The sequence below is a fragment of the Geothermobacter hydrogeniphilus genome, assembly GCF_002898515.1.
In the GTDB taxonomy this organism is placed as follows: domain Bacteria; phylum Desulfobacterota; class Desulfuromonadia; order Desulfuromonadales; family Geothermobacteraceae; genus Geothermobacter_A.
The window spans coordinates 97311-117102 of the sequence record NZ_PPFX01000007.1; the positions used below are offsets into that span (position 1 = coordinate 97311).

The window sequence follows — 19792 nt, forward strand, 5'->3', positions numbered from 1 at the left end:
GGATTTCGGCGGAAGGGGACAGTCCCCTTAGCTGAGGGGGACTGTCCCCTTGTTCGGCTCAGATGCCCGGCGCGAAGCGCCCACCCTATGGACGTTATCACCACCCACATCAATGCCGATTTCGACTGTCTCGGTGCCATGGTGGCAGCGCGCAAGCTGTACCCGGACGCCGAGATGGTTTTCCCCGGCTCGCAGGAACGCAACCTGCGGGAATTTTTCCTGCGCAGCACCATCTACGCCTACGACTTCAAGCGCCTGCGCGACATCGATATGGAGCAGGTCGAACGGCTGATCCTGGTCGACGTCCGGCAGTCGGAACGCATCGGTCCTTTCGGCGAGGTCGCCCGCCGGCCCGGTGTTGAGGTGCATATCTACGATCATCATCCGACCGGACCCGGCGACCTCCATGGGGCTCATGAAGTGATCAGGCCGGTCGGGTCAACCGTTACGCTCTTCTGCCAGCTGTTCGCCGAACAGCAGATCCGTCCCGATGCCGATGAGGCGACGCTGATGATGCTCGGTCTCTACGAAGATACCGGCAGCCTGCAGTTCAGTTCCACCACCCGCGCCGATTTCGAAGCCGCCGCCTTTCTGCTCGATTGCGGCGCGGCGCTCTCCGCAGTCGCGGATTTTCTGACCCAGGAGTTGACCGCCGACCAGGTCGGCCTGCTGCACCAGTTGCTGCAGAACCGCCAGATCCTGACTGTCAACGGTCATGAGATCTGTATCAGCCAGGCGACCAGTGAGCAGTATATCGGGGACCTCGCGGTGTTGGCGCACAAGCTCAAGGATATGGAGAATCTCGACGCCCTGATCATTGCGGTGCGGATGGTGGACCGGATTTTTCTGGTCGGCCGGTCGCGTATCCCCGAGGTCCATGTCGGCGCCATTCTCGAGGAATTCGGTGGTGGCGGTCATCCCTTCGCCGCCTCGGGCACCGTGCGCGACCAGACGTTGGTCCAGGTTCTTGACCGTCTGCCGCAGGTTCTGCAGCGCCAGGTCCGTCCGCGCTGGTTGGCAGGGCAGCTGATGTCCAGCCCGGTCAAGTCGGTTGCCGCCGGGGAGACCATCGGCACCGCGCGTGAATTGTTGAATCGTTACAATGTCAATGTCCTGCCGGTACTTGACGACACCGGTCAGGTTGTCGGTCTGATCAGCCGGCAGACGGTTGACAAGGCGGCCCATCACGGCCTTCAGTCCCACCCGGTCGGCAGCTACATGGATGGTTCTTTCACCACGGTTGGTCCCGAAACGCCGCTGCAGCAACTGCAGGAACTGATCGTGGCCGACAACCAGCGTCTGGTGCCGGTTGTCGAGGAGGGCCGGCTGGTCGGGGTATTGACCCGCACCGACCTGTTGCGGCAGCTGCTTTCCTTTGAACAGCACCCGCACGGGCAGGTGCTTCCGGGGCAACGCCGGACGGGCGGTCCATGGCTGAAAAAAAAGCAGCTCGGACGGTTCATGCGTGAACGTCTGCCGCGGGATCTGCAGCGGCGGTTACGCAGTTTCGGTCAGGTCGGTGAAGAGCTGGGGGTGCAGGTCTACCTGGTCGGCGGCATGGTCAGGGACCTGCTGCTACGGCAGGATAATTTTGATGTCGACCTGGTGGTGGAAGGAGACGGCATCGCTTTTGCTTGTGAAATCGCCGCCCGGGAAGGCTGTCGGTTGCGGACCCATCAGAAATTCGGCACCGCGGTGCTGATCTTTGATGATGGTTTCAAGGTCGATGTCGCCTCGGCGCGTATGGAGTACTACCAGCAGCCGGCGGCGCTGCCGACGGTTGAATATGCCTCGATCAAGCTGGACCTGTTCCGGCGGGATTTCACTATCAATACTCTGGCCATCGCCCTGAACGAGGGCAGTTTCGGCGAACTGCTGGATTTCTTCGGCGGCCAGCGGGATCTCAAGGACCGCGCCGTGCGGGTGCTGCATAATCTCAGTTTTGTCGAGGATCCTACCCGTGTCTATCGGGCGGTTCGTTTTGAACAGCGCCTCGGGTTCCGCATGGGGAGGCCGACCGAACACCTGCTGCGCAGTGCCGTGCGCCAGGGGTTCATCGAACGGGTCGGCGGTAATCGCCTGTTTCGCGAACTGGAGCTGATTCTGCGAGAACCCGATCCCTGGCCGGCTATCCAGCGCATGGCTGATCTCGACCTGCTCAAGTACATTCACCCGAATCTGAAAGTCGATGCCCGGATGCCGGGGCTGGTGGCTGAAACCCGCAGGGTTGTCCACTGGTATCAATTACTTTACCTGCACCAACCCTGTGAACCCTGGCTGGTTTTTCTGCTCAGCCTGACGGCCAGGCTCGACGATGACAGCATGCTCGGGATGTGCCGCCGACTGAAGGTGGCCCCCCGCTTTCTGACGCTGTTGTGTGAGCAGCGCCGTGCTGCCAAGAAGGTGCTGGTCGGGCTCAGGCGCCGGGTGAGGCGCGTAACAGAACCGAAAGCGAGCGATCTGTACCGGATGCTTCGCCCGCTGGACAGCGAAATGCTGCTTTTCCTGATGACCCTGGGCGATGACAGCATCCGCCGGTGGGTGGGGCACTATCTCTCCAGTCTGCAGCAGGTCCGCTGTGAATTGAACGGCCATGACCTCGAACGGCTCGGCCTGCCGCCCGGGCCCCTGTTCCGGGAGATTCTCGATACCCTGCTTGCCGGGCGTCTCAATGGTCGTCTGCACAGTCGCGATGATGAACTGGCCCTGGTGCGAAAACGTTTTCTGCGTTGCCGTTCCGAACCTGGCACCGCCGTTGATTGACTTGTCCCGGGCGGTTTGCTAAAACCTGATGGCGTTGCAATAACTCACCAGCAGCTGCGTTGCTGCGCTTGTCTCGCTGCTTCGACGTACATCAGTGCGCCTCATTGCCCGACAAACGCACGCCTTGCTGCCTCAGCCAACAACTTTTTTACGTTCTTGCGAAAGCATCAAAACCTGAACAACCTTTCGCTGCCGCTTGCCGGCACAGCCCTCAACCCTGTCGAGAAAGATCACCGCGTTTGGAAACCCTGATTGCCAAAATCTCGATCATGCTGGTGCCGGCCCTGTTTGCCATTACTCTGCATGAGGTCGCCCACGGATTCGTCGCGGAAAAACTCGGTGACCCGACGGCGCGACTGCTGGGGCGGTTGACCCTCAACCCTTTCCGTCATCTCGACCCGATCGGCACCCTGGCCCTGGTGCTGTTCGGCTTCGGCTGGGCACGGCCGGTACCGGTCAATTTCGGCAACCTTCGCAACCCGCGCCAGGGAATGATCCTGGTGGCGTTGGCCGGTCCGGTGACCAATCTGCTGGTCGCCGTGATTTCGGCTCTGCTGCTGCGGGTGGTTTTTCTTTACGGTGGCCGTTTTGCCGGCGACATGGCCTTCGACCATGTTCTGCAGCCGGTTGCCCTGATGATCGCCTCCAGTCTTTTCATCAATGTTCTGCTCGGTATTTTCAATCTCTTTCCTTTGCCGCCGCTCGACGGCGGTCGGGTGATGGTCGGTCTGCTGCCGGAACGTTACGGCATGCAGTTGGCGCGGCTGGAACCGTTCGGCTTCGTTCTGGTCCTGGTCCTGATCTTCTACACCCCGATCTGGAGTGGGTTTCTCGGTCCGCTGATCTGGTCTCTGGTCGCCGTACTTTCCGGCCCGGCGGCCCCGGTGGTTCATCAGATGGCCGGCATCCTGGTTGGGCGGTAGCGATGAACCTTGATATCAAACTGGAGAATTTCGAGGGACCGCTTGATCTGCTGCTGCACCTGATCAAAAAGAATGAAATGGAGATCTGGGATATCCAGGTTACCCGCATTACCGAGCAGTATCTCGCGATCCTTGACGCCATGCACCATATGAACCTCGATGTCGCCGGTGAATTTCTGGTGATGGCCTCAACCCTGCTGTACATCAAATCGAAGCTGCTGCTGCCGCCGTCGGAAGGTGAACTGGTCGAAGAGGAAGAGGAAGATCCGCGCGCCGAACTGGTCAGACGTCTGCTTGAATACCAGAAATACAAGGATGCCGCCCTCGATCTCGATGAACGTGAACTGCTCGGCCGTGATGTTTTTGCCCGCAAGTTCACCGCCCCCGACCTGGCTGTGGAAGAGGAAGATACCGGTTTCTACGAGGTCGGTATCTATGACCTGGTCGAGGCATTGCAGGATATCCTCGCCCGGGCGCCGCGAGACGTTGTTCATGAAGTTGGGCTGGAACAGGTTTCGATTGCCGAGCGCATCAACCATATCCTCGGATTGCTGAGTCGTTGCGACAGCCTTGCCTTCAGCGACCTGTTTCAGGAGAAACCGCGCCGCAATGATGTCATTGCCACATTTCTGGCGATGCTGGAGCTGGTCAAGATGCGCACCGTCAAACTGATGCAGAATGATCGTTGCGGTTCGATCTGGCTCTTCCCGATTACCGCTGCCGAGACCCTGAACGGTTCCCTGCCGGAGGAGGACAGCCTTGGATATCACTGATCTGAAAGGGATGCTGGAAGCGATGGTGTTCGTTTCCGATGTCCCGCTCAAGGCTGATCGGTTGGCCGAACTGGTCGCCTGTGACCGCGCGCTGGTGCAATCCGCCCTGCAGGAACTGGCCGAAGAGTATCACCGGCGTGACGGCGGTATCGAACTGGCCGAGGTTGCCGGCGGCTACCAGTTCCGGACCGCGGCCCGTCATGTCGAGGCGGTGCGGCGGCTGAACCGCAGCAAACCGTTCCGGTTTTCCCGGGCGGCGCTGGAGAGCCTGGCCATCATCGCCTATCGTCAGCCGGTGACCCGCGGTGATGTCGAGTACTTGCGGGGGGTCGATTCCGGTGGGGTGATCAAAACCCTGCTCGACAAACACCTGATCCGTATTCTCGGCAAGAAGGAAGTCGCCGGCAGACCGCTGATTTATGGCACCACGCGCGAATTCCTGGAGGTGTTCGGTCTGCGCAGTCTCAATGATCTGCCGACTCTGAAGGAATTCAGTGAAATTGATCTCGATCAGGGAATTGCCGATCTTCCGTTGCCGTTTACGGCCGATGACCAGGTTGCAGAGGAGCCGTCGGCCTGAGCCGGCGGTGTGATTGTCATGGCGGAACGCCTGCAGAAAATCATCGCCGCGGCCGGTCTCTGTTCGCGGCGCACCGCCGAGGAATGGATCCGGGCAGGGCGGGTTACGGTCAACGGGGAGATGCCCGATCTCGGTTGCCGGGTTGATCCCGCCGTTGACGAGGTGCTGGTTGACGGCCGACCGCTGCCGGGGGCGGCCGAAAAAGTCACCCTGTTGCTCAATAAACCGACCGGTTGTGTGACCACCGTCAGCGACCCGCAGGGTCGGCGAACCGTCCTCGACCTGCTGCCGCCGCATCTGCCGCGGCTGTTCCCGGTGGGTCGCCTCGATTACAATACCGAAGGGCTGCTGCTGCTGACCAACGACGGGGAACTGGCCCAGCATCTTGCTCACCCGCGTCACAAGGTGGAAAAAACCTACCTGGTTCGCGTCCGGGGTGCGGTGACCGAGGAAATCCGTCGCAAGCTGGAGCGTGGTGTGGCGCTTGCTGACGGGATCACGGCTCCGGCCGGGGTTCGCGTCCGGGGCAGCTCGGGGGGGCACGGCTGGCTGGAAATCACGATCCGCGAAGGACGCAATCGGCAGATTCGCAGGATGTGTGAAGCAGTCGGTTTGTCGGTCAGTCGGTTGAAGCGCATCCGTCTGGGATTTCTGGATCTGGGTGACCTGCCGACCGGAAAAACGCGGATTTTGAATGCCGGGGAGATCGATCGTTTGAAAAGCCTTTAGAACTTGTCATAATAGAATCCTGAATCAGTGAGCCCCTTGTCGGCGGATAGCGCAAGTCATTGACCTGCCTGAGCTTCCCAAAAATCACCAGCGAACCTATGGGTGCGCTTCAAATTTTTGGAAATCCCATTCAGGCCAAGCACTTACACTCTCCATCCGACAGGAACCCACCGATTCAGGAAAATGATCGGATTTGATACCTGCTTTTCCGGAGGAGGGAACCTCATGTCGATCCGCCTTGACTACACCAACATGCTTGCCGACGCCATCGGTGAACCTTGCGGCATCAGCCAGGATGAACTGGATGCCCTGCGGAAACCCGCTCAGGCCATTCATCAGGACTTGACGCAGCGTCGTGAGCAGGGCCTGCTGCCGTTTTACGACCTGCCGTTTGATCGCGCGGTGCTGGAATCTGTGAAACAGCTGGGTGACCAGTTGGCCGGACGCTGCAGCCATTTCGTCGTGCTGGGAATCGGCGGTTCGGCCCTCGGCACCCTGGCGCTCTTTCGCGCCCTGCGTCCCCTTTACCACAACCTGCTGCCCGCTGCTGAACGGGGTGGGCGGCCCCGGTTGCTGATCCTCGACAATGTTGATCCGGCCGGTTTCGGTGAAGCTCTCGACCTGCTGACTCCCGATGAAACCATCTTCTGCGTTATTTCCAAGTCGGGCTCCACGGTCGAGACCAGCTGTCAGCTGATGATCGCCCGACATTGGCTGGAGACCGCTCTCGGTGATCGCTGGCGCGATCACCTGGTCGTGATTACTGATCCCGAGTCCGGCAGTTTGCGTGAATTGGCGGAGCGCGAACAGTTGACCAGCTGTGCCATCCCGAGTGGTGTCGGTGGTCGTTTTTCCGTTCTGACTCCGGTCGGCCTGTTGCCACTGGCCGTTGCCGGGGTTGATATCGACGCCCTGCTTGCCGGCGCGGCCGAGATGGAGGAGCGGGTCACCCGCCCCGATCTGCTGGAAAATCCCGCTTATCTCAATGCCGCCCTGCAGGTCCTGTCCTATCGCAAGGGACAGCATATCTCCGTGTTGATGCCTTACAGTGACCGGTTGCGCGATATTGCCGATTGGTATCGTCAGCTCTGGGCCGAGAGCCTCGGCAAGCGAACTGCTCTCGACGGCAGCCGGGTGCATGTCGGCCCCACACCGGTCAAGGCGCTCGGAACGACAGATCAGCATTCCCAGGTACAACTCTACATGGAGGGGCCCTTCGACAAGGTGGTGACCTTTCTCGCGGTCGAAGACTATGGTCGGGATCTGGTTTTCCCGGCGTTTCCCGGAGCCGGGCATCTTGACTACCTTTCAGGACGCAGCATGACCGAACTGATTCAGGCCGAACAACAGGCCACGGCGGCCGCCCTGACCAGTAACGGCCGGCCCAACTGCACCCTGACCCTGGACCGGGTTTCTCCACAGAATGTCGGTGGCCTCGTTTACCTGTTCGAGGTACAGACGTTGTTCGCCGGCGGGTTGTTCGGCGTTGACCCGCTGGATCAACCCGGTGTCGAGGAAGGGAAGAAGTATACCTACGGGTTGATGGACCGTCCCGGGTTCGAGGAAATGAAGCAGCGTTTCGAATCTATTGTCGGTGGCGTAACTAGGCGCCAACTCTAGCAAAAATTGTTATTGATCGCTTGACAGATCAATGCCTGTTGGTTTAAATTTCTACTTTACTTTGTGCGCTTTTGCGATCTGAGGGATAGTCCGTGTCGAATAAAGCAAAACTTCTCGCGTCCGCGCAAAAGAACCTCCAGAAAGGACAGGTCGCCAAGGCGATCCGGGATTTCCAGAAAATCGTGGAAATCGATCCCAAGGATATCCGCAGTCGGCAGAAACTGGCCGAACTTTACAGCCGTGCCCACCAGCTTGATAACGCCCTCGAAGAATATGAAGCCGTTGCCAGGTATTATTCGGAAAATGGGTTCTACCTGAAGGCGATCGCTGTTTACAAGCAGATGCAGAAGCTCGATGAGAGCCAGGTCAAAATTTATCATCGGCTTGCTGAACTGAATGAAAAGCAGGGTCTGATCGGCAACGCCCTGGCTGAATATCGCAGCCTGGTGGCTCATTATGAGCAGCACCAGATGGCCGCCGAGGCGATCAGCGTGCTGCAGAAAATGAAAGAGCTTGAACCTGAGAATCTCAATGTCCTGGTCAAATATGCCGAGTCCTGTGCCTGCAGCGGGATGCGCGATAAGGCGCGGGAGGAATTTCAGGAAGTCCTGCAACGGCTGCTGGAGAAGGATGATTACGGCAAAATTCTGAATCTGTGCAATATGTTTCTGCCTTTTTTTCCGGAAGACCCGGAGATTCTCCTGCATAAGGGCGATGCTCTGATTCGTACGGGACAACCGGAGGCAGGTATCGCCCTGCTCAAACAGTTGCTGGCCAACGATAGCGAGGCGGAGCAGGCGTTGCGTTGCCTTGCCCATGGTTATCGGGTGGTCGCTGACTATGACAGTGAACGCTTGACGTTTCAACGGTTACTGGACCGGAACGGCGACGATCTGGATTTGCGTCAGGCTCTGATACAGGCTTGTCTCGACGGCAGGGATTATGAGAGGGCTCTCGATGAGCTGGAGGAATGGAAGGATGCCTTTTTCGAATCGGACCGGATCAGGGTCCTCAAGGCATGTTACGAAACCTTGCGGGAAGAACTGCCGCAGAATGAGCGGGTTATCAAAACCCTGCATGCCATCTACGAAATTTCCGGAGACGGTGACAAACTTTTCGACCTGATGTCGAGCAACAATGAACCGGCCTCTGCCTCGGATGACGGTCTGGTTGAGGATCTCGAGACCCTCGACGATGATCTGCTGACCGATGTTGTCGGTGATCTTGAAAGTATTGAAGACAGTGTGCCTGAAGAGTCGTTGCGGGAAGGGCCTGTCGAAGGTGATGAGCCGGTTCCGGCCGTGGAAGAAAATGAGCCACCATCGTCAGAGTTGCCCGCCGATGAAGTGCCGCTGGAATTCCTCGAAGAAGTTGCCGGCAGCGACAGCGGGGAACCTGAGCCGGACCTGGTGTCATCGTCAGTTGTTGCCGGGGACGCCGCTGCAGTGATGGATGAGGAACCCGGACGGGAGGAAGCTTCGGCTGTAGAAGTTGAAGTTGAACTCGAACTTGAGCTTGAGTTCGATGATGAATCCCCGGTGTCGGAGACAGCGGACGATTCGGACTCCGTGTCGGCTGATGCGGTTGTTGACACTGCAACGACCGTTGCGGCGGAGTCGGAGTCGACGCGGACCGAGATCGTTGCCACTTCTGAGCAGGATTTGGAAGCCGTCGCAGAAGAAGTTGTTGAGCTGGAGGAAGTCGAGGAAGTCGAGGAAGTCGAGGACATCGAGGACATCGAGGACATCGAGGAAGTCGAGGACATCGAGGACATCGAGGACATCGAGGACATCGAGGACATCGAGGACATCGAGGAGCCGGCCGCGGAAACTGTCGTGGATATTCCCGCGCGCCTTGAAGAGGCCGGATTTTATATGCAGCAGGGCTTGTTTGCCGAAGCTGAGCGGGTCTGCCGGGAGATTCTCGATTTTGATGCCGTGTGTGTTGAAGCACGTGATCTTCTCGCTGAAATTGCCGTCCGGCAGGGTAAAACGGCCCCGGCTTCAACCCGCCCTGAAGAGCCTGTGGCGGAATCCTTGCCCGATGAGGACGAGAGTGCTTTTGACTGGGATGACGCCTTTCGCAGAACGCAGTATGAGGGGGCAGCGGACATGCTCCCGGAAGATGCGGAATCCCACTATAATCTCGGCATCGCCTACAAGGAGATGGGCCTGCTGGAAGACGCCATCAAGGAGTTTGATCTCGCCATGAATCATCCTGTGAGGCGGTTGGACAGCTTGTCTTTGAAGGCTCTCTGCCTGGTCGAAACGGGTGACTTTGACGCCGCTGAAGAAGCTTTTAGACTTGCTCTGGCCTACCCCGGCATCTGCCCCGATGAACGTCTTAATCTGACGTTTGAAATCGGACAGCTCAAGGAGCGGGCCGGTATGGCGGAAGAAGCCCTGGAGTGTTTCCTCAAGGTGGCAGAATCAGACCACTTCTATCGCGAAGTCGGGGTTCGCATCAAACAGTTGCGGGCCCGGTTGGGGATTGCGGAAAATGATCTGACCGGTAACGTCGGAACGGCTGGAAACAGGAAAAAAGTCACCTATCTTTAAATCAGTGAGTTTATGAGTTATCTAGAGCAGTTCGGGCTCGAGCGGGAACCGTTTTCAAATGCTCCTGACGCCCGTTTCTATTACGACACGGAACAACACAGTCAGGCCCTGCTGCGGTTGATGTACGCCATTGACTCGAACAAGGGACTGGCGGTCCTGATCGGCGGTGTCGGCACCGGTAAGACCACCCTGGCCCGTCGAATGCTGGAAAACCTGCCGGAAGAAAAATATGAATCTTCGTTGTTGGTGATGGTTCATTCCGGTATCACCCAGGAATGGATTCTGACCCGGATCGCCATGCAGTTGGGAGTGGAGGCTCCCGCCATGGACCGGTTGACGTTGCTCAAGCAGCTTTATGACCGGCTGCTGGATATCGAGGAAAGTGGTCGCCGGGCGGTGGTGCTGATCGATGAGGCGCAAATGCTTGAATCGCGGGAACTGATGGAAGAGTTCCGCGGTCTGCTCAATCTCGAAATCCCCGGCAAGAAATTGCTCAATATTATCTTCTTCGGGTTGCCCGAGGTCGAAGACTGTCTGCGTCTTGATGAACCGCTGGCGCAGCGGGTGGCGGTCAAGTATCACCTCAAGTCGATGCCTGTAGAGACGACCGAAGCCTATATCAAGCACCGTCTGCGCGTCGCCAAGGCCCCGAGGATGTTGTTTGACGCCGATACGGTGCCTGCCATACACCGTTATGCCGGCGGGGTGCCGCGCCTGATCAATACCATCTGTGACAACTGCCTGTTCGAGGCTTATCTGCGCAAGTTGCCGCGTGTCAATGCCCAGGTACTCAACAGTGTTGTCGGCGATCTCGGGTTGCTGCAGCGGCCGGTGGTTGAGCCGCCGCCGCGTAGCGAGGCGGATGACCTGGCCGAGATCGAAAGCATGCTGGACAGCCTCGAACAGAAATGACCCACAACCGGCCGTCTGCAGCGGTTGAAGCTCCCTGCCGCCCTCTACTTTTATGACCAGCCAGATAAAAATCCTGCCGGAAAATCTGTGCAACAAGATTGCTGCCGGTGAGGTTGTCGAACGTCCCGCCTCGGTGGTCAAGGAACTGCTGGAAAATTCTATCGATGCCGACGCCCGCGATATCACCATTGAAATCGAGAAGGGCGGCAAGAAACTGATTCGTCTTGTCGATGATGGTTGCGGCATGGACCGGGACGATATCTTCCTCTGTCTTGAGCGTCATGCCACCAGCAAGATATCCTCCGCCGACGATTTATTCAAATTGCAGACCCTCGGTTTCCGCGGCGAGGCGCTGCCGTCTATCGCCGCCGTCTCGCGCATGGTTCTGCGCTCCCGCCCGCCGCAGTGCGAAGCGGGCATGGAACTGCTCCTCGATGGCGGCGAGGTCAAACGGGCCGATGTCTGCGGAATGGCTCCCGGGACCAGTGTCGAGGTTCGTGATCTCTTCTACCGTCTGCCGGCTCGGCGTAAATTTCTGCGTCGCGACGAAACCGAGTTGGCGCATGTCGGTGAAGTGGTCACCAGGACGGCTCTGGCCCATCCCGATATCCAGTTTCGTCTGTTGCACCATGGTCGCTCCTTGATCGACGTGCGTCGCGCGGAAGGGCTGCGTGCCCGGGTTGCCAATCTGCTCGGCAGACACCTGGCCTCAGATCTGGTCGAGATTGATGCTGCCGGACCCGACTGCCACATTCATGGCCTGATCGGCCCCCCGCAGACCAACCGGGCCACCAGCGGGACGATCTACACGTTTGTCAACGGCCGCTATATTCGTGATCGCGTCGTCCAACATGCCGTGCTCGACGGTTACCGGACCCTGTTGCCCAGGGGGCGGTATCCGGTCGTGGTGCTGTTTCTGGAGCTTGATCCGGAGCAGGTAGATGTCAATGTGCATCCGACCAAGCATGAAGTGCGTTTCCGACAGCAGAGCCGGGTCCACGATTTTATCGTCGCCGGGCTTGCCGATGCCCTGCGCGAGTCATCCTGGGTTTCCCCGGCCGATCCCGGGCCGACGCCGGACGCGGATGCGCCTGGACCGGGTGCCGTCCTCGCGATGCCGGAGAAAACGCCGCCCCCGTCGGGAGCCGGTCGTCAGGCGGAAATTCGTGAAAGCCTGCAGCGTTATGTGCAGACGCCGTCCCCGCCCATGGATTCGCGGTCCGTCTTTGCCCTGCCGTCGGCGCCCGCGGCAGAAACTGTCGAAGCGGATGTCGGCTTTTTTTCCGGGCTGCGGCTGATCGGCCAGTATCACAACAGCTACCTGCTTTGCCAGGATGGGCCGGACCTGTTGCTGATCGACCAACATGCCGCCCATGAACGGGTCGGTTTCGAACGCTTGCGTGCCCAATGGCGGCAGGGGGGCATTGAACGCCAGAGCCTGTTGTTCCCGCCGGTGCTTGAATTCAGTCACCTGGAACAGTGTCGCCTGCAGGAGAACCTTGAAAAGCTCGGCCGACTCGGGTTTGAACTGGAACCGTTCGGCGGCAATGCTTTTGTCCTCAAGGCGGTTCCCCAGTTGCTGTCGGGCAGTGATGCGGAACAACTGGTGCGTGATGTCGCCGCTGAACTTGCCGGCCTCGGCAGCAGTTCGCTGATCGAAGAGGCCTTGGACAAGGTTCTGATCCTGATGGCCTGTCACCGGATGGTGCGTGCCAATCAGGCCTTGACCGAGGCGCAGATCCGGGCCTTGCTGAAGGACCTTGACAGTATCGATTTCAGTGCCCAGTGTCCCCATGGCCGTCCGGTGATGCATCGCCTCAGCCTGGCCGAGGTGGAAAAGTTTTTTCACCGGGGCTGACCATGGCGAATGAACCGAAGCAACCCTTGCTGGTGATCTGCGGGCCGACCGCCAGCGGCAAAACCGGTCTGGCGCTGAGTCTTGCCGGGCAGTTTCCTGTTGAGATCATATCGGCCGATTCACGTCAGGTTTACCGGCGGCTCGACATCGGCACCGCTAAACCGACCGCCGCAGAACTCTCCCGGGTTCGACACCACCTGATTGACCTGGTGGAACCCGAACAACCGTTCAGCGTCGCCGATTTTGTCGATCTGGCAAACGCGGCGATTGCCGACATCGCCGCCCGTGGTCAATGGCCGTTGCTGGTCGGCGGCACCGGGCTTTACATCCAGGCCCTGACGGCGGGGCTGGCGGAGACGCCGTCAGCTGATCCCCGACTGCGTGCCACGTTGGAGGCCGAAGCGAGAGAACATGGTCTCGACAGGCTCTACCGGCGGCTGCAGCAGGTTGACCCGCCGACCGCCGCCAGGCTCAGTCCCAATGATCAGGTGCGGATTGTCAGGGCCCTGGAGGTCGAGGCGTTGAGTGGTCGCCGGATGTCCGATTTTCAGGCCCGCCATGCCTTTGCCGAACATCCGTTCCGGCTGCTGAAGCTGGGCCTGCTGCAGCAGCGGGAGCACCTTTACCGTAGGATTGAACAGCGGGTTGACGCGATGTTTGCCGCTGGACTGGTCGATGAAGTCAGGGCGCTGCTCGCCTCGGGATGTCCCGCTGATGTCAAGGGCCTGAAAACCATCGGCTACCAGGAAGTGATGACCTATCTGCGGGGAGATTGCGATCTGCCGACCGCGATTGAGCTGGTGAAACGCAACAGCCGTCGCTATGCCAAGCGTCAGATGACCTGGTTTCGCCGGGATTCTTCCATTATTTGGGTTGACCCCGAGCGTGAGTTTGTTAGAATCACAGAGTTAATTGCCGAATTTAATGCAGCCTAAAAAGGAGCGGACATGCCTAAGACGCCATTCAACATCCAGGACCAGTATCTCAATCAGGCGCGTAAAGAGAGGGTGCGCGTTACCATCACCATGATGTCCGGCGAAAAGCTGGAGGGTTTCATCAAGTCGTTTGACAGCTTCTGCGTGCTGGTTGACAGCAGTGGTGACATCCTGCTTTACAAACACGCGATTTCCTCCATCACTTCGAGTGACGGCAGTTTCCGCCTGCACGGCGGCCGGGACTGATTCCCATCCCAAAGGCAGACCGATAACAGGTCCCCGTTGACAACCCCGGGTTGTTACGGGGGCCTGTTGTCTTTTGGTCTGCCGCAGGCCGTTATGATCGATGGGTTCGATGCTTGAGATTATCGCCGTACACCCGGAATCTGTCGGCCGGGAACTGGACATCGAAGCGGGAGATTTTCTCCTTGAGGTGAACGGACATGCAATCCGCGATCTCATCGACGCCCGCTTTTACCTGGCGGATTCCCCGTTGCTGCTGCAGATCGAGAAGGCCGACGGTGACCTCTGGGAACTGGAAATCGAACTCGGGGTCGGGGATGACCTGGGACTGGAGTTCGCCCACCCGGAGCCGAGCCGTTGCGGAAACAACTGCCAATTCTGCTACGTTCATCAACTCCCGCGCGGGTTGCGTTCGACCCTCTATATCAAGGACGAGGATTATCGTTTCTCCTTCCTCTACGGGGCTTATGTGACCCTGGCCAACCTGGCCGAGTCGGATCTGCGGCGCATTCTTGAACAGCGACTCTCGCCGTTGTATGTTTCGGTACATGCCGTGACTCCGGAGATTCGTAACCATCTGCTCGGCAAACAGGCGCCGCCGGTTCTTCCGTTATTGAAAAAACTGGTAAGCGGAGGGATCACCCTGCATACCCAGATCGTACTCTGCCCCGGCATCAATGATGGCGCCGTGCTTCAGGAGAGCATCTCCGCGCTGGCCGACCTGCGCCCCGGGATCGAATCGCTGGCTGTGGTGCCGGTCGGCCTGACCGGTCATCGTCAGGCGTTGCCGTCATTGCGCACGCCCTCCCGTGCCGAAGCGGAAAGGGTGCTTGATTTGATCGAGGACCGGCAGCGGCAGTTCCGAACTGACGGCGGGCGCTTCGTCTTTGCCGCCGATGAATTCTATCTCAAGGCGCAGCGTCCGCTTCCGTCGGCTGAACACTATGAAGGTTTTCCCCAACTGGAGAACGGCATCGGCCTGATAGCCGCTTTCCGCCAGGGGACGAAAGCCGCGCTGCGGGAGGCGTCCGGGTTGCCGCCGCTTCGCCTGACGACAATTACCGGGCGTTCCTTTTACCCCGAACTGCAGGCGTTTGCCGATCAGCTCGCAGCCTGTTCGGAGGTCGATCTGCAGGTGCTGGCCGTGCCCAGCTGTTTGCTCGGTGGTGAAATCAGTGTCGCCGGGCTGATCTGTGGTGAGGATATCCTTTCCCATCTGCAGGGAGTCGACCTGGGGGTCGGACTGTTGTTGCCCGATATCGTGCTGCGTGACGGCAGCGACCAGTTGTTGGATGACCTGAGTCCGGCGGAGCTGTCCGCCCGGCTCGGTTGCCCCGTCACGGTGATCGACGCAACCGCGCCCGGCCTGGTGGCCGGCATCAGGTCTTTCTTATCTGGAGAAAATTTATGAACGGGACGAGCTCTGAGTTGAAGGAACAGGGGCGGCTTGCTCTTGAACGTGGCGCTGTCGAGATGGCCGAAAAGTGTCTGCACAAAGCCCTGCAGCAGGCCGGTGACGATGCCGAAATTCCCCTGCTGCTCGCCGAGGCTCTCGGTGAAAACGAAAAATTGACGGAGTCCCGCCGGGTGCTTGAGAAGGCGGTCGCCTCCTTTCCCGATGACATCGAGCTGACCTTCTCCCTTGGCGATACCTGTTTTGAACTGGGTGATGCCGCCGCGGCCCGCGGTTGCTACGAGCGGGTGATCGAACTGGACCGGGAACAGGTGGATGCCTGGGTCAGTCTGGGACTTCTGCATTATCAGCAGGAGAACTACCAGCAGGCCCTGGTCTGCCACAAGCAGGCGCTCGACCTTGATCCGCAATCGGTTTTCGCCCTCAATTCCTACGGCGACGCCTGTTACGCGCTGGGCGATGTCGCGGCGGCTGTTTCCGCCTATGAGAAGGTGACCGAGCTGGAACCGGATGACCCCCAGGCCTACTACAACCTTGGAGAACTCTATTATGACGGCGGTGACCTGGACCGCGGCGAGAGCATGTGCCGCAAGACGCTGCAGCTCGATCCCGAGTTTGCCTTCGCCTGGCTGACGTTGGGAAATATCTGTCTCGACCGCGAGCAGGTTCGGGAAGCGATCGCCGCTTTTGAAACTTTCCTGCGCCTGGAACCCGGCGATGAGGCCCGACAGATCCGTGATGAGGTGACGGCTGTGATCGCCGGCTTGAAAAGCTGAGGGAAGGAAGATGATTCGTGGATTTGCCGTCCTGCTCGGATTCCAGTTTTTCGGCGAGCTGCTGAGCCGCTGGAGCGGGATTCCGATTCCAGGCAATGTGATCGGTATGGCGTTGCTGCTGGCGGCCCTCGGTTGCGGCTGGGTGAAGCTGGCCTGGATCGAGGAGGCGGCCGAATTGCTGTTGTCGCACCTGGCGCTTTTCTTCGTTCCGGCCGGTGTCGGGGTGATGATCTATGGCGGACTGATCGCCCGGGAATGGTTGCCGATCAGTATCGCCACGGTTGTCAGCACCTTCGTGGTCATGGCGGTGACCGGTTGGGTCGCCAGCCTGCTGGACCGGGAAGGGGGCGAACATGCCGAGTGAGTTCTTTGCCACGCCGTTGTTCGGCATCACCCTGACGATTGTCGTCTACGCCCTGGCGCAGATGCTCTACCGCCGGACCGGGAGCCTTTTCTGCAACCCGGTGGCGCTCTCCATTCTCGGTATCATCCTGTTGCTGCTGGCCTGCAGGATCCCCTACCGAAGCTATGCCGTCGGCGGGCACTATATTCTCTTTCTGCTCGGTCCTTCGGTGGTCGCCCTGGCGGTTCCGCTCTACGCGCGGCGCCGTGAGATCTGGGCGCGGCGGACGCCGATTCTGGTCGGCGTTGCCGCCGGCGGCCTGGCCTCGGTCGTGTCAGCATCCGGCCTTGCCTGGCTGCTCGGCGGCAGCCACGACGTGGTGCTCTCGCTGGCGCCGAAATCGGTGACCACGCCGATCGCCATCAGTATCGTCGAAAAGATCGGCGGGATCGCGCCCCTGACAGCGGCGCTGGTGGTCATGACCGGTTGTCTCGGAGCCATCTGTGGGCCCGAGTTCTGTCGCCTGATCGGGCTGCGGAACCGGGTTGCCATCGGCCTGGCGGTCGGTACCGCGGCTCACGGGATCGGTACGGCGCGGATGTTGGAGGTGGATCGTCTCGGGGGGGCGGTCGCCGGGTTGGCCATCGGTCTCAACGGGTTGCTGACCGCCTTTCTGCTGCCGATGCTGTTTCTGCTTTTTTCCTGATGTGAACCTGAATCAGAGAGTTCTTTGCCGGTGAATAGCACAAGTTATTGACCCGTCTGTACTTTCCAAAAATTGCCGGCGAACCTATGGGTGCGCCTCAGATTTTTGGAAATCACATTCAGATCAAGCCCTTGCACTCTTCATCCGACATGACCCCACAGATTCAGGTTGAACACAAAAAAGGCAGGCCCTTCCGGGTCTGCCTTTTTTGTCTGAAATGTTCTGCGGGACCGACTCAGTGACCGCCGCGCTTGGAGGCCTTGAGCGGATTGATGCGTTGCTCGACCACCTTCTTTTCAACCTTCTGATGGGTGGCGAAATTGCAGATATTCACGGCCCATTTCCTGGCCGGCGCCGGGGCGACCGAGCAGACCTTGCCGATCGAACCTTCGACGACGCGCGCGCAACCCTCGCACTGCTCGACAATCTGCTGGCAGGAACTGCCTTCGAAACTGCAACCGTTTTTGCCCCAGAAGGTGCACTCGGTACCGGGAAGAACTGTTTGACACTGCATGACTGGAGTCTCCTTACTTTATAGTATCAAGAGTCGTCTCTGTTTTTTCCCAAGACCCCCCTTTTACCCGATTTCGGAGTGGGCTGTCAACGAAAACTTGCAGGGCATCTGTTGACGACGGCGCCCTGATCCTTTAGCCTGAGCACAGACGCCGAACCTGAAAGTAGAAGATGTTCTGAGGAGTTCTTGCATGAGAAAACATTCCCATTGGGAGCAGATTTGTCGGCGTTGCGGCCGTTGCTGCTACGAGAAGATTGAATTCGAAGGAGAGGTTTATTACACTGACCAGCCCTGTCCTCATCTGGATCTGGAAACCCGGCTCTGCACTGTCTATGACCGGCGTTCCCGGGTCAAGCCGGATTGTATGCCGCTGTCGCCGCGGGTTCTCGGCATGGGCGTTTTGCCTGATGATTGTCCCTATGTTGCCGGGCGGGATAATTACCCCGCTCCGCACCTTTGGGACGAATGGGACGAGGAGGCGTCATGATGCTTGCGGGGCAGGTGCTGATATTCTTCGAGGTGGACAGGCTGGCGGGCACCGGTTCCGCTGATCCGATCGACCCGGACGAGGGGGAGGACGCATGAATAAAATTGTTTTCGGGACATCCGGCTGGCGGGGTATTCTGGCCGAAGATTTTACTTTTGAAAATGTCAGGGTGGTGACCCAGGCTATTGCCGATCATCTGACGGCGGATCATGCCGCTGCCGGTGGTGTGGTGGTCGGCTACGACGCCCGCTTCATGGGGCGACGCTTTGCCCACGAGGCCTGCCGGGTGCTGGCCGGGTCAGGTATCCGCAGCTGGATCTGCAACCGCGATACGCCGACGCCGGTCATTGCCCATGAGGTTCTCGCCCGGCAGGCCGGCGCCGCCATCAATTTTACCGCCAGTCACAATCCCTGCGAATACAACGGCTTGAAATTTTCTCCCGCTTCGGGAGGTCCGGCCCTGCCGGAGACGACGCGTGATATCGAAGAGCGCGCCAATCGCATGCTGGGACAGGTCTGTTACCGGGACATGCCGCTGGACCGGGCGGTGCGTGATGGATTGGTAGTGGAGATCGACCCGTTGCCGGCCTATTTCGAAACCCTGCGCCGACGTATCGATTTTGCCGCCATCGCCGCTTCGGGCCTGAAAATAGCGGTCAATCCCCTCTATGGAACGGGGAGGGGCTATCTCGACCGTATCCTGCGCGAGGCGGGGGTTGAGGTGGTGACCTTCAACGATCACATCGATCCGACCTTCGGCGGGCTTCCGCCGGAACCGGCGGAGACCTACATTGCCGATTTCATGTCCATGATTCGTTCCGACGCGGCCATCGGCCTCGGCCTGGCAACGGATGGTGACGCCGACCGTTACGGCATTGTCGATGGTGACGGCAGTTATTACGAACCGAATTACATTCTCGCCCTGCTGGCCGATTATCTGCTGCGGGTCAAGGGGGAAGCGGGGGATGTGGCCCGTTCGGTGGCGACCTCGCACTTTGTCGACGCGGTGGCCCGCAGCCACGGCCGACAGGTGCTTGAAACCCCGGTCGGCTTCAAGTATATCGGCGAATATATCGCCGCGGGCAAGATTCTCATCGGGGGAGAGGAAAGCGCCGGGCTGACAATCCGCGATCATGTCCCCGACAAGGACGGCATCCTCGCCTGTCTGCTGGTGGCGGAAATGGTCGCCGTGACCGGCAGGGGAATTGGTGATTTGCTGGCCGATCTCTATGAACGGGTCGGTGAGTTTTACACCCGACGCAACAATATTCGTCTCACTGATGATCTCGAACAGGGCTACGCCGCCAGGATGAATGCCCTGCCGGATCGTTTCGGTGACCTCGCGGTGATCGATGTCGTGACCATCGACGGGCATAAATGCCTGCTGGAGAAGGATGCCTGGGTGCTGTTTCGCAAGTCCGGGACCGAGCCGGTGGTCAGGCTTTACGGCGAAGCCCGGGATGTCGAGACCCTGGAGATGATCCTGCGGGCGGGAGAGACATTTCTGATCGGCTGAAGAGGGTGTTTTTCAGCTCTATGTAAATTAAACAAACGGCCCCGGATTTCCGGGGCCGTTCCTGTTTGTGCGCCAGGCATGGCGCGCAGCGCCTTGACTGGCGCTGTTCTGGCAACTGTGGTGGTTGCCGGATGACTTGGGG

The 19792-nt window shown here is 59.3% G+C and carries 18 protein-coding genes; 17 read left to right on the top strand and 1 reads right to left on the bottom strand.

From position 1 onward, the window contains the following. Positions 1-87: 87 nt before the first annotated feature. The 15 genes from C2E25_RS05015 (at position 88) to C2E25_RS05085 (ending at position 17133) form a co-directional block, all read left to right on the top strand. On the top strand, positions 88-2763 hold the full coding sequence (locus C2E25_RS05015; protein WP_103114688.1) for a CBS domain-containing protein: 2676 nt from the start codon (positions 88-90) through the stop codon (positions 2761-2763). A gap of 239 nt (positions 2764-3002) precedes the next feature. Next, entirely contained in the window at positions 3003-3686 is a 684-nt protein-coding gene (locus C2E25_RS05020; protein WP_233189343.1) for a site-2 protease family protein, read from the top strand. 2 nt (positions 3687-3688) lie between these two features. Further along, positions 3689-4459: a segregation and condensation protein A gene (locus C2E25_RS05025; protein ID WP_103114689.1), complete on the top strand. Its 771-nt coding sequence runs from the start codon at positions 3689-3691 to the stop codon at positions 4457-4459. Then, positions 4446-5039: an SMC-Scp complex subunit ScpB gene (gene scpB, locus C2E25_RS05030; protein ID WP_103114690.1), complete on the top strand. Its 594-nt coding sequence runs from the start codon at positions 4446-4448 to the stop codon at positions 5037-5039. Before C2E25_RS05025 ends, scpB begins: the two co-directional genes overlap by 14 nt. A gap of 18 nt (positions 5040-5057) precedes the next feature. After that, positions 5058-5768, top strand: a complete 711-nt coding sequence (locus tag C2E25_RS05035) for a pseudouridine synthase (protein ID WP_103114691.1) — start codon at positions 5058-5060, stop codon at positions 5766-5768. Between the two features lie 225 nt (positions 5769-5993). After that, positions 5994-7388 (top strand): glucose-6-phosphate isomerase, encoded by a 1395-nt coding sequence (locus C2E25_RS05040; RefSeq protein ID WP_103114711.1) that lies wholly within the window; start codon positions 5994-5996, stop codon positions 7386-7388. Positions 7389-7480: 92 nt separating this feature from the next. Further along, positions 7481-9946 (top strand): tetratricopeptide repeat protein, encoded by a 2466-nt coding sequence (locus tag C2E25_RS17775; RefSeq protein ID WP_146032896.1) that lies wholly within the window; start codon positions 7481-7483, stop codon positions 9944-9946. 12 nt (positions 9947-9958) lie between these two features. Next, a complete protein-coding gene (locus C2E25_RS05050) occupies positions 9959-10858 on the top strand; it encodes an ExeA family protein (RefSeq protein ID WP_103114692.1) in 900 nt (299 codons plus the stop codon). A gap of 52 nt (positions 10859-10910) precedes the next feature. Beyond that, positions 10911-12716 (top strand): DNA mismatch repair endonuclease MutL, encoded by a 1806-nt coding sequence (gene mutL, locus C2E25_RS05055; protein WP_103114693.1) that lies wholly within the window; start codon positions 10911-10913, stop codon positions 12714-12716. Positions 12717-12718: 2 nt separating this feature from the next. Next, a complete protein-coding gene (gene miaA, locus C2E25_RS05060) occupies positions 12719-13651 on the top strand; it encodes a tRNA (adenosine(37)-N6)-dimethylallyltransferase MiaA (RefSeq protein WP_103114694.1) in 933 nt (310 codons plus the stop codon). Positions 13652-13663: 12 nt separating this feature from the next. Beyond that, positions 13664-13897 carry an RNA chaperone Hfq gene (gene hfq, locus C2E25_RS05065; RefSeq protein WP_103114695.1) on the top strand — a complete coding sequence of 78 codons (234 nt, stop codon included), beginning with the start codon at positions 13664-13666 and terminating at the stop codon, positions 13895-13897. 109 nt (positions 13898-14006) lie between these two features. Further along, complete coding sequence (locus tag C2E25_RS05070) at positions 14007-15305, top strand: DUF512 domain-containing protein (protein ID WP_158247130.1); 1299 nt, start codon at positions 14007-14009, stop codon at positions 15303-15305. Further along, positions 15302-16084, top strand: coding sequence for a tetratricopeptide repeat protein (locus tag C2E25_RS05075; RefSeq protein WP_103114697.1), 783 nt, complete (start codon positions 15302-15304; stop codon positions 16082-16084). The genes C2E25_RS05070 and C2E25_RS05075 overlap by 4 nt, the downstream gene beginning before the upstream one ends. 10 nt (positions 16085-16094) lie before the next feature. After that, the gene (locus C2E25_RS05080; RefSeq protein WP_103114698.1) at positions 16095-16448 is read left to right on the top strand and encodes a CidA/LrgA family protein; all 354 of its coding nucleotides are present in this window, start codon (positions 16095-16097) and stop codon (positions 16446-16448) included. Continuing rightward, the gene (locus tag C2E25_RS05085) at positions 16438-17133 is read left to right on the top strand and encodes an LrgB family protein (RefSeq protein ID WP_103114699.1); all 696 of its coding nucleotides are present in this window, start codon (positions 16438-16440) and stop codon (positions 17131-17133) included. Before C2E25_RS05080 ends, C2E25_RS05085 begins: the two co-directional genes overlap by 11 nt. A gap of 235 nt (positions 17134-17368) precedes the next feature. Here the strand turns inward: C2E25_RS05085 and C2E25_RS05090 are convergent, their stop codons facing one another. Further along, complete coding sequence (locus tag C2E25_RS05090; RefSeq protein ID WP_103114700.1) at positions 17369-17647, bottom strand: PxxKW family cysteine-rich protein; 279 nt, start codon at positions 17645-17647, stop codon at positions 17369-17371. A gap of 190 nt (positions 17648-17837) precedes the next feature. Between C2E25_RS05090 and C2E25_RS05095 the strand changes: the two genes are divergently transcribed. Together C2E25_RS05095 and C2E25_RS05100 are read left to right on the top strand one after the other, a co-directional pair. Further along, positions 17838-18134: a hypothetical protein gene (locus C2E25_RS05095; protein ID WP_199177365.1), complete on the top strand. Its 297-nt coding sequence runs from the start codon at positions 17838-17840 to the stop codon at positions 18132-18134. A gap of 94 nt (positions 18135-18228) precedes the next feature. After that, positions 18229-19650, top strand: a complete 1422-nt coding sequence (locus C2E25_RS05100) for a phosphoglucomutase/phosphomannomutase family protein (protein WP_103114701.1) — start codon at positions 18229-18231, stop codon at positions 19648-19650. Positions 19651-19792: the final 142 nt, after the last annotated feature.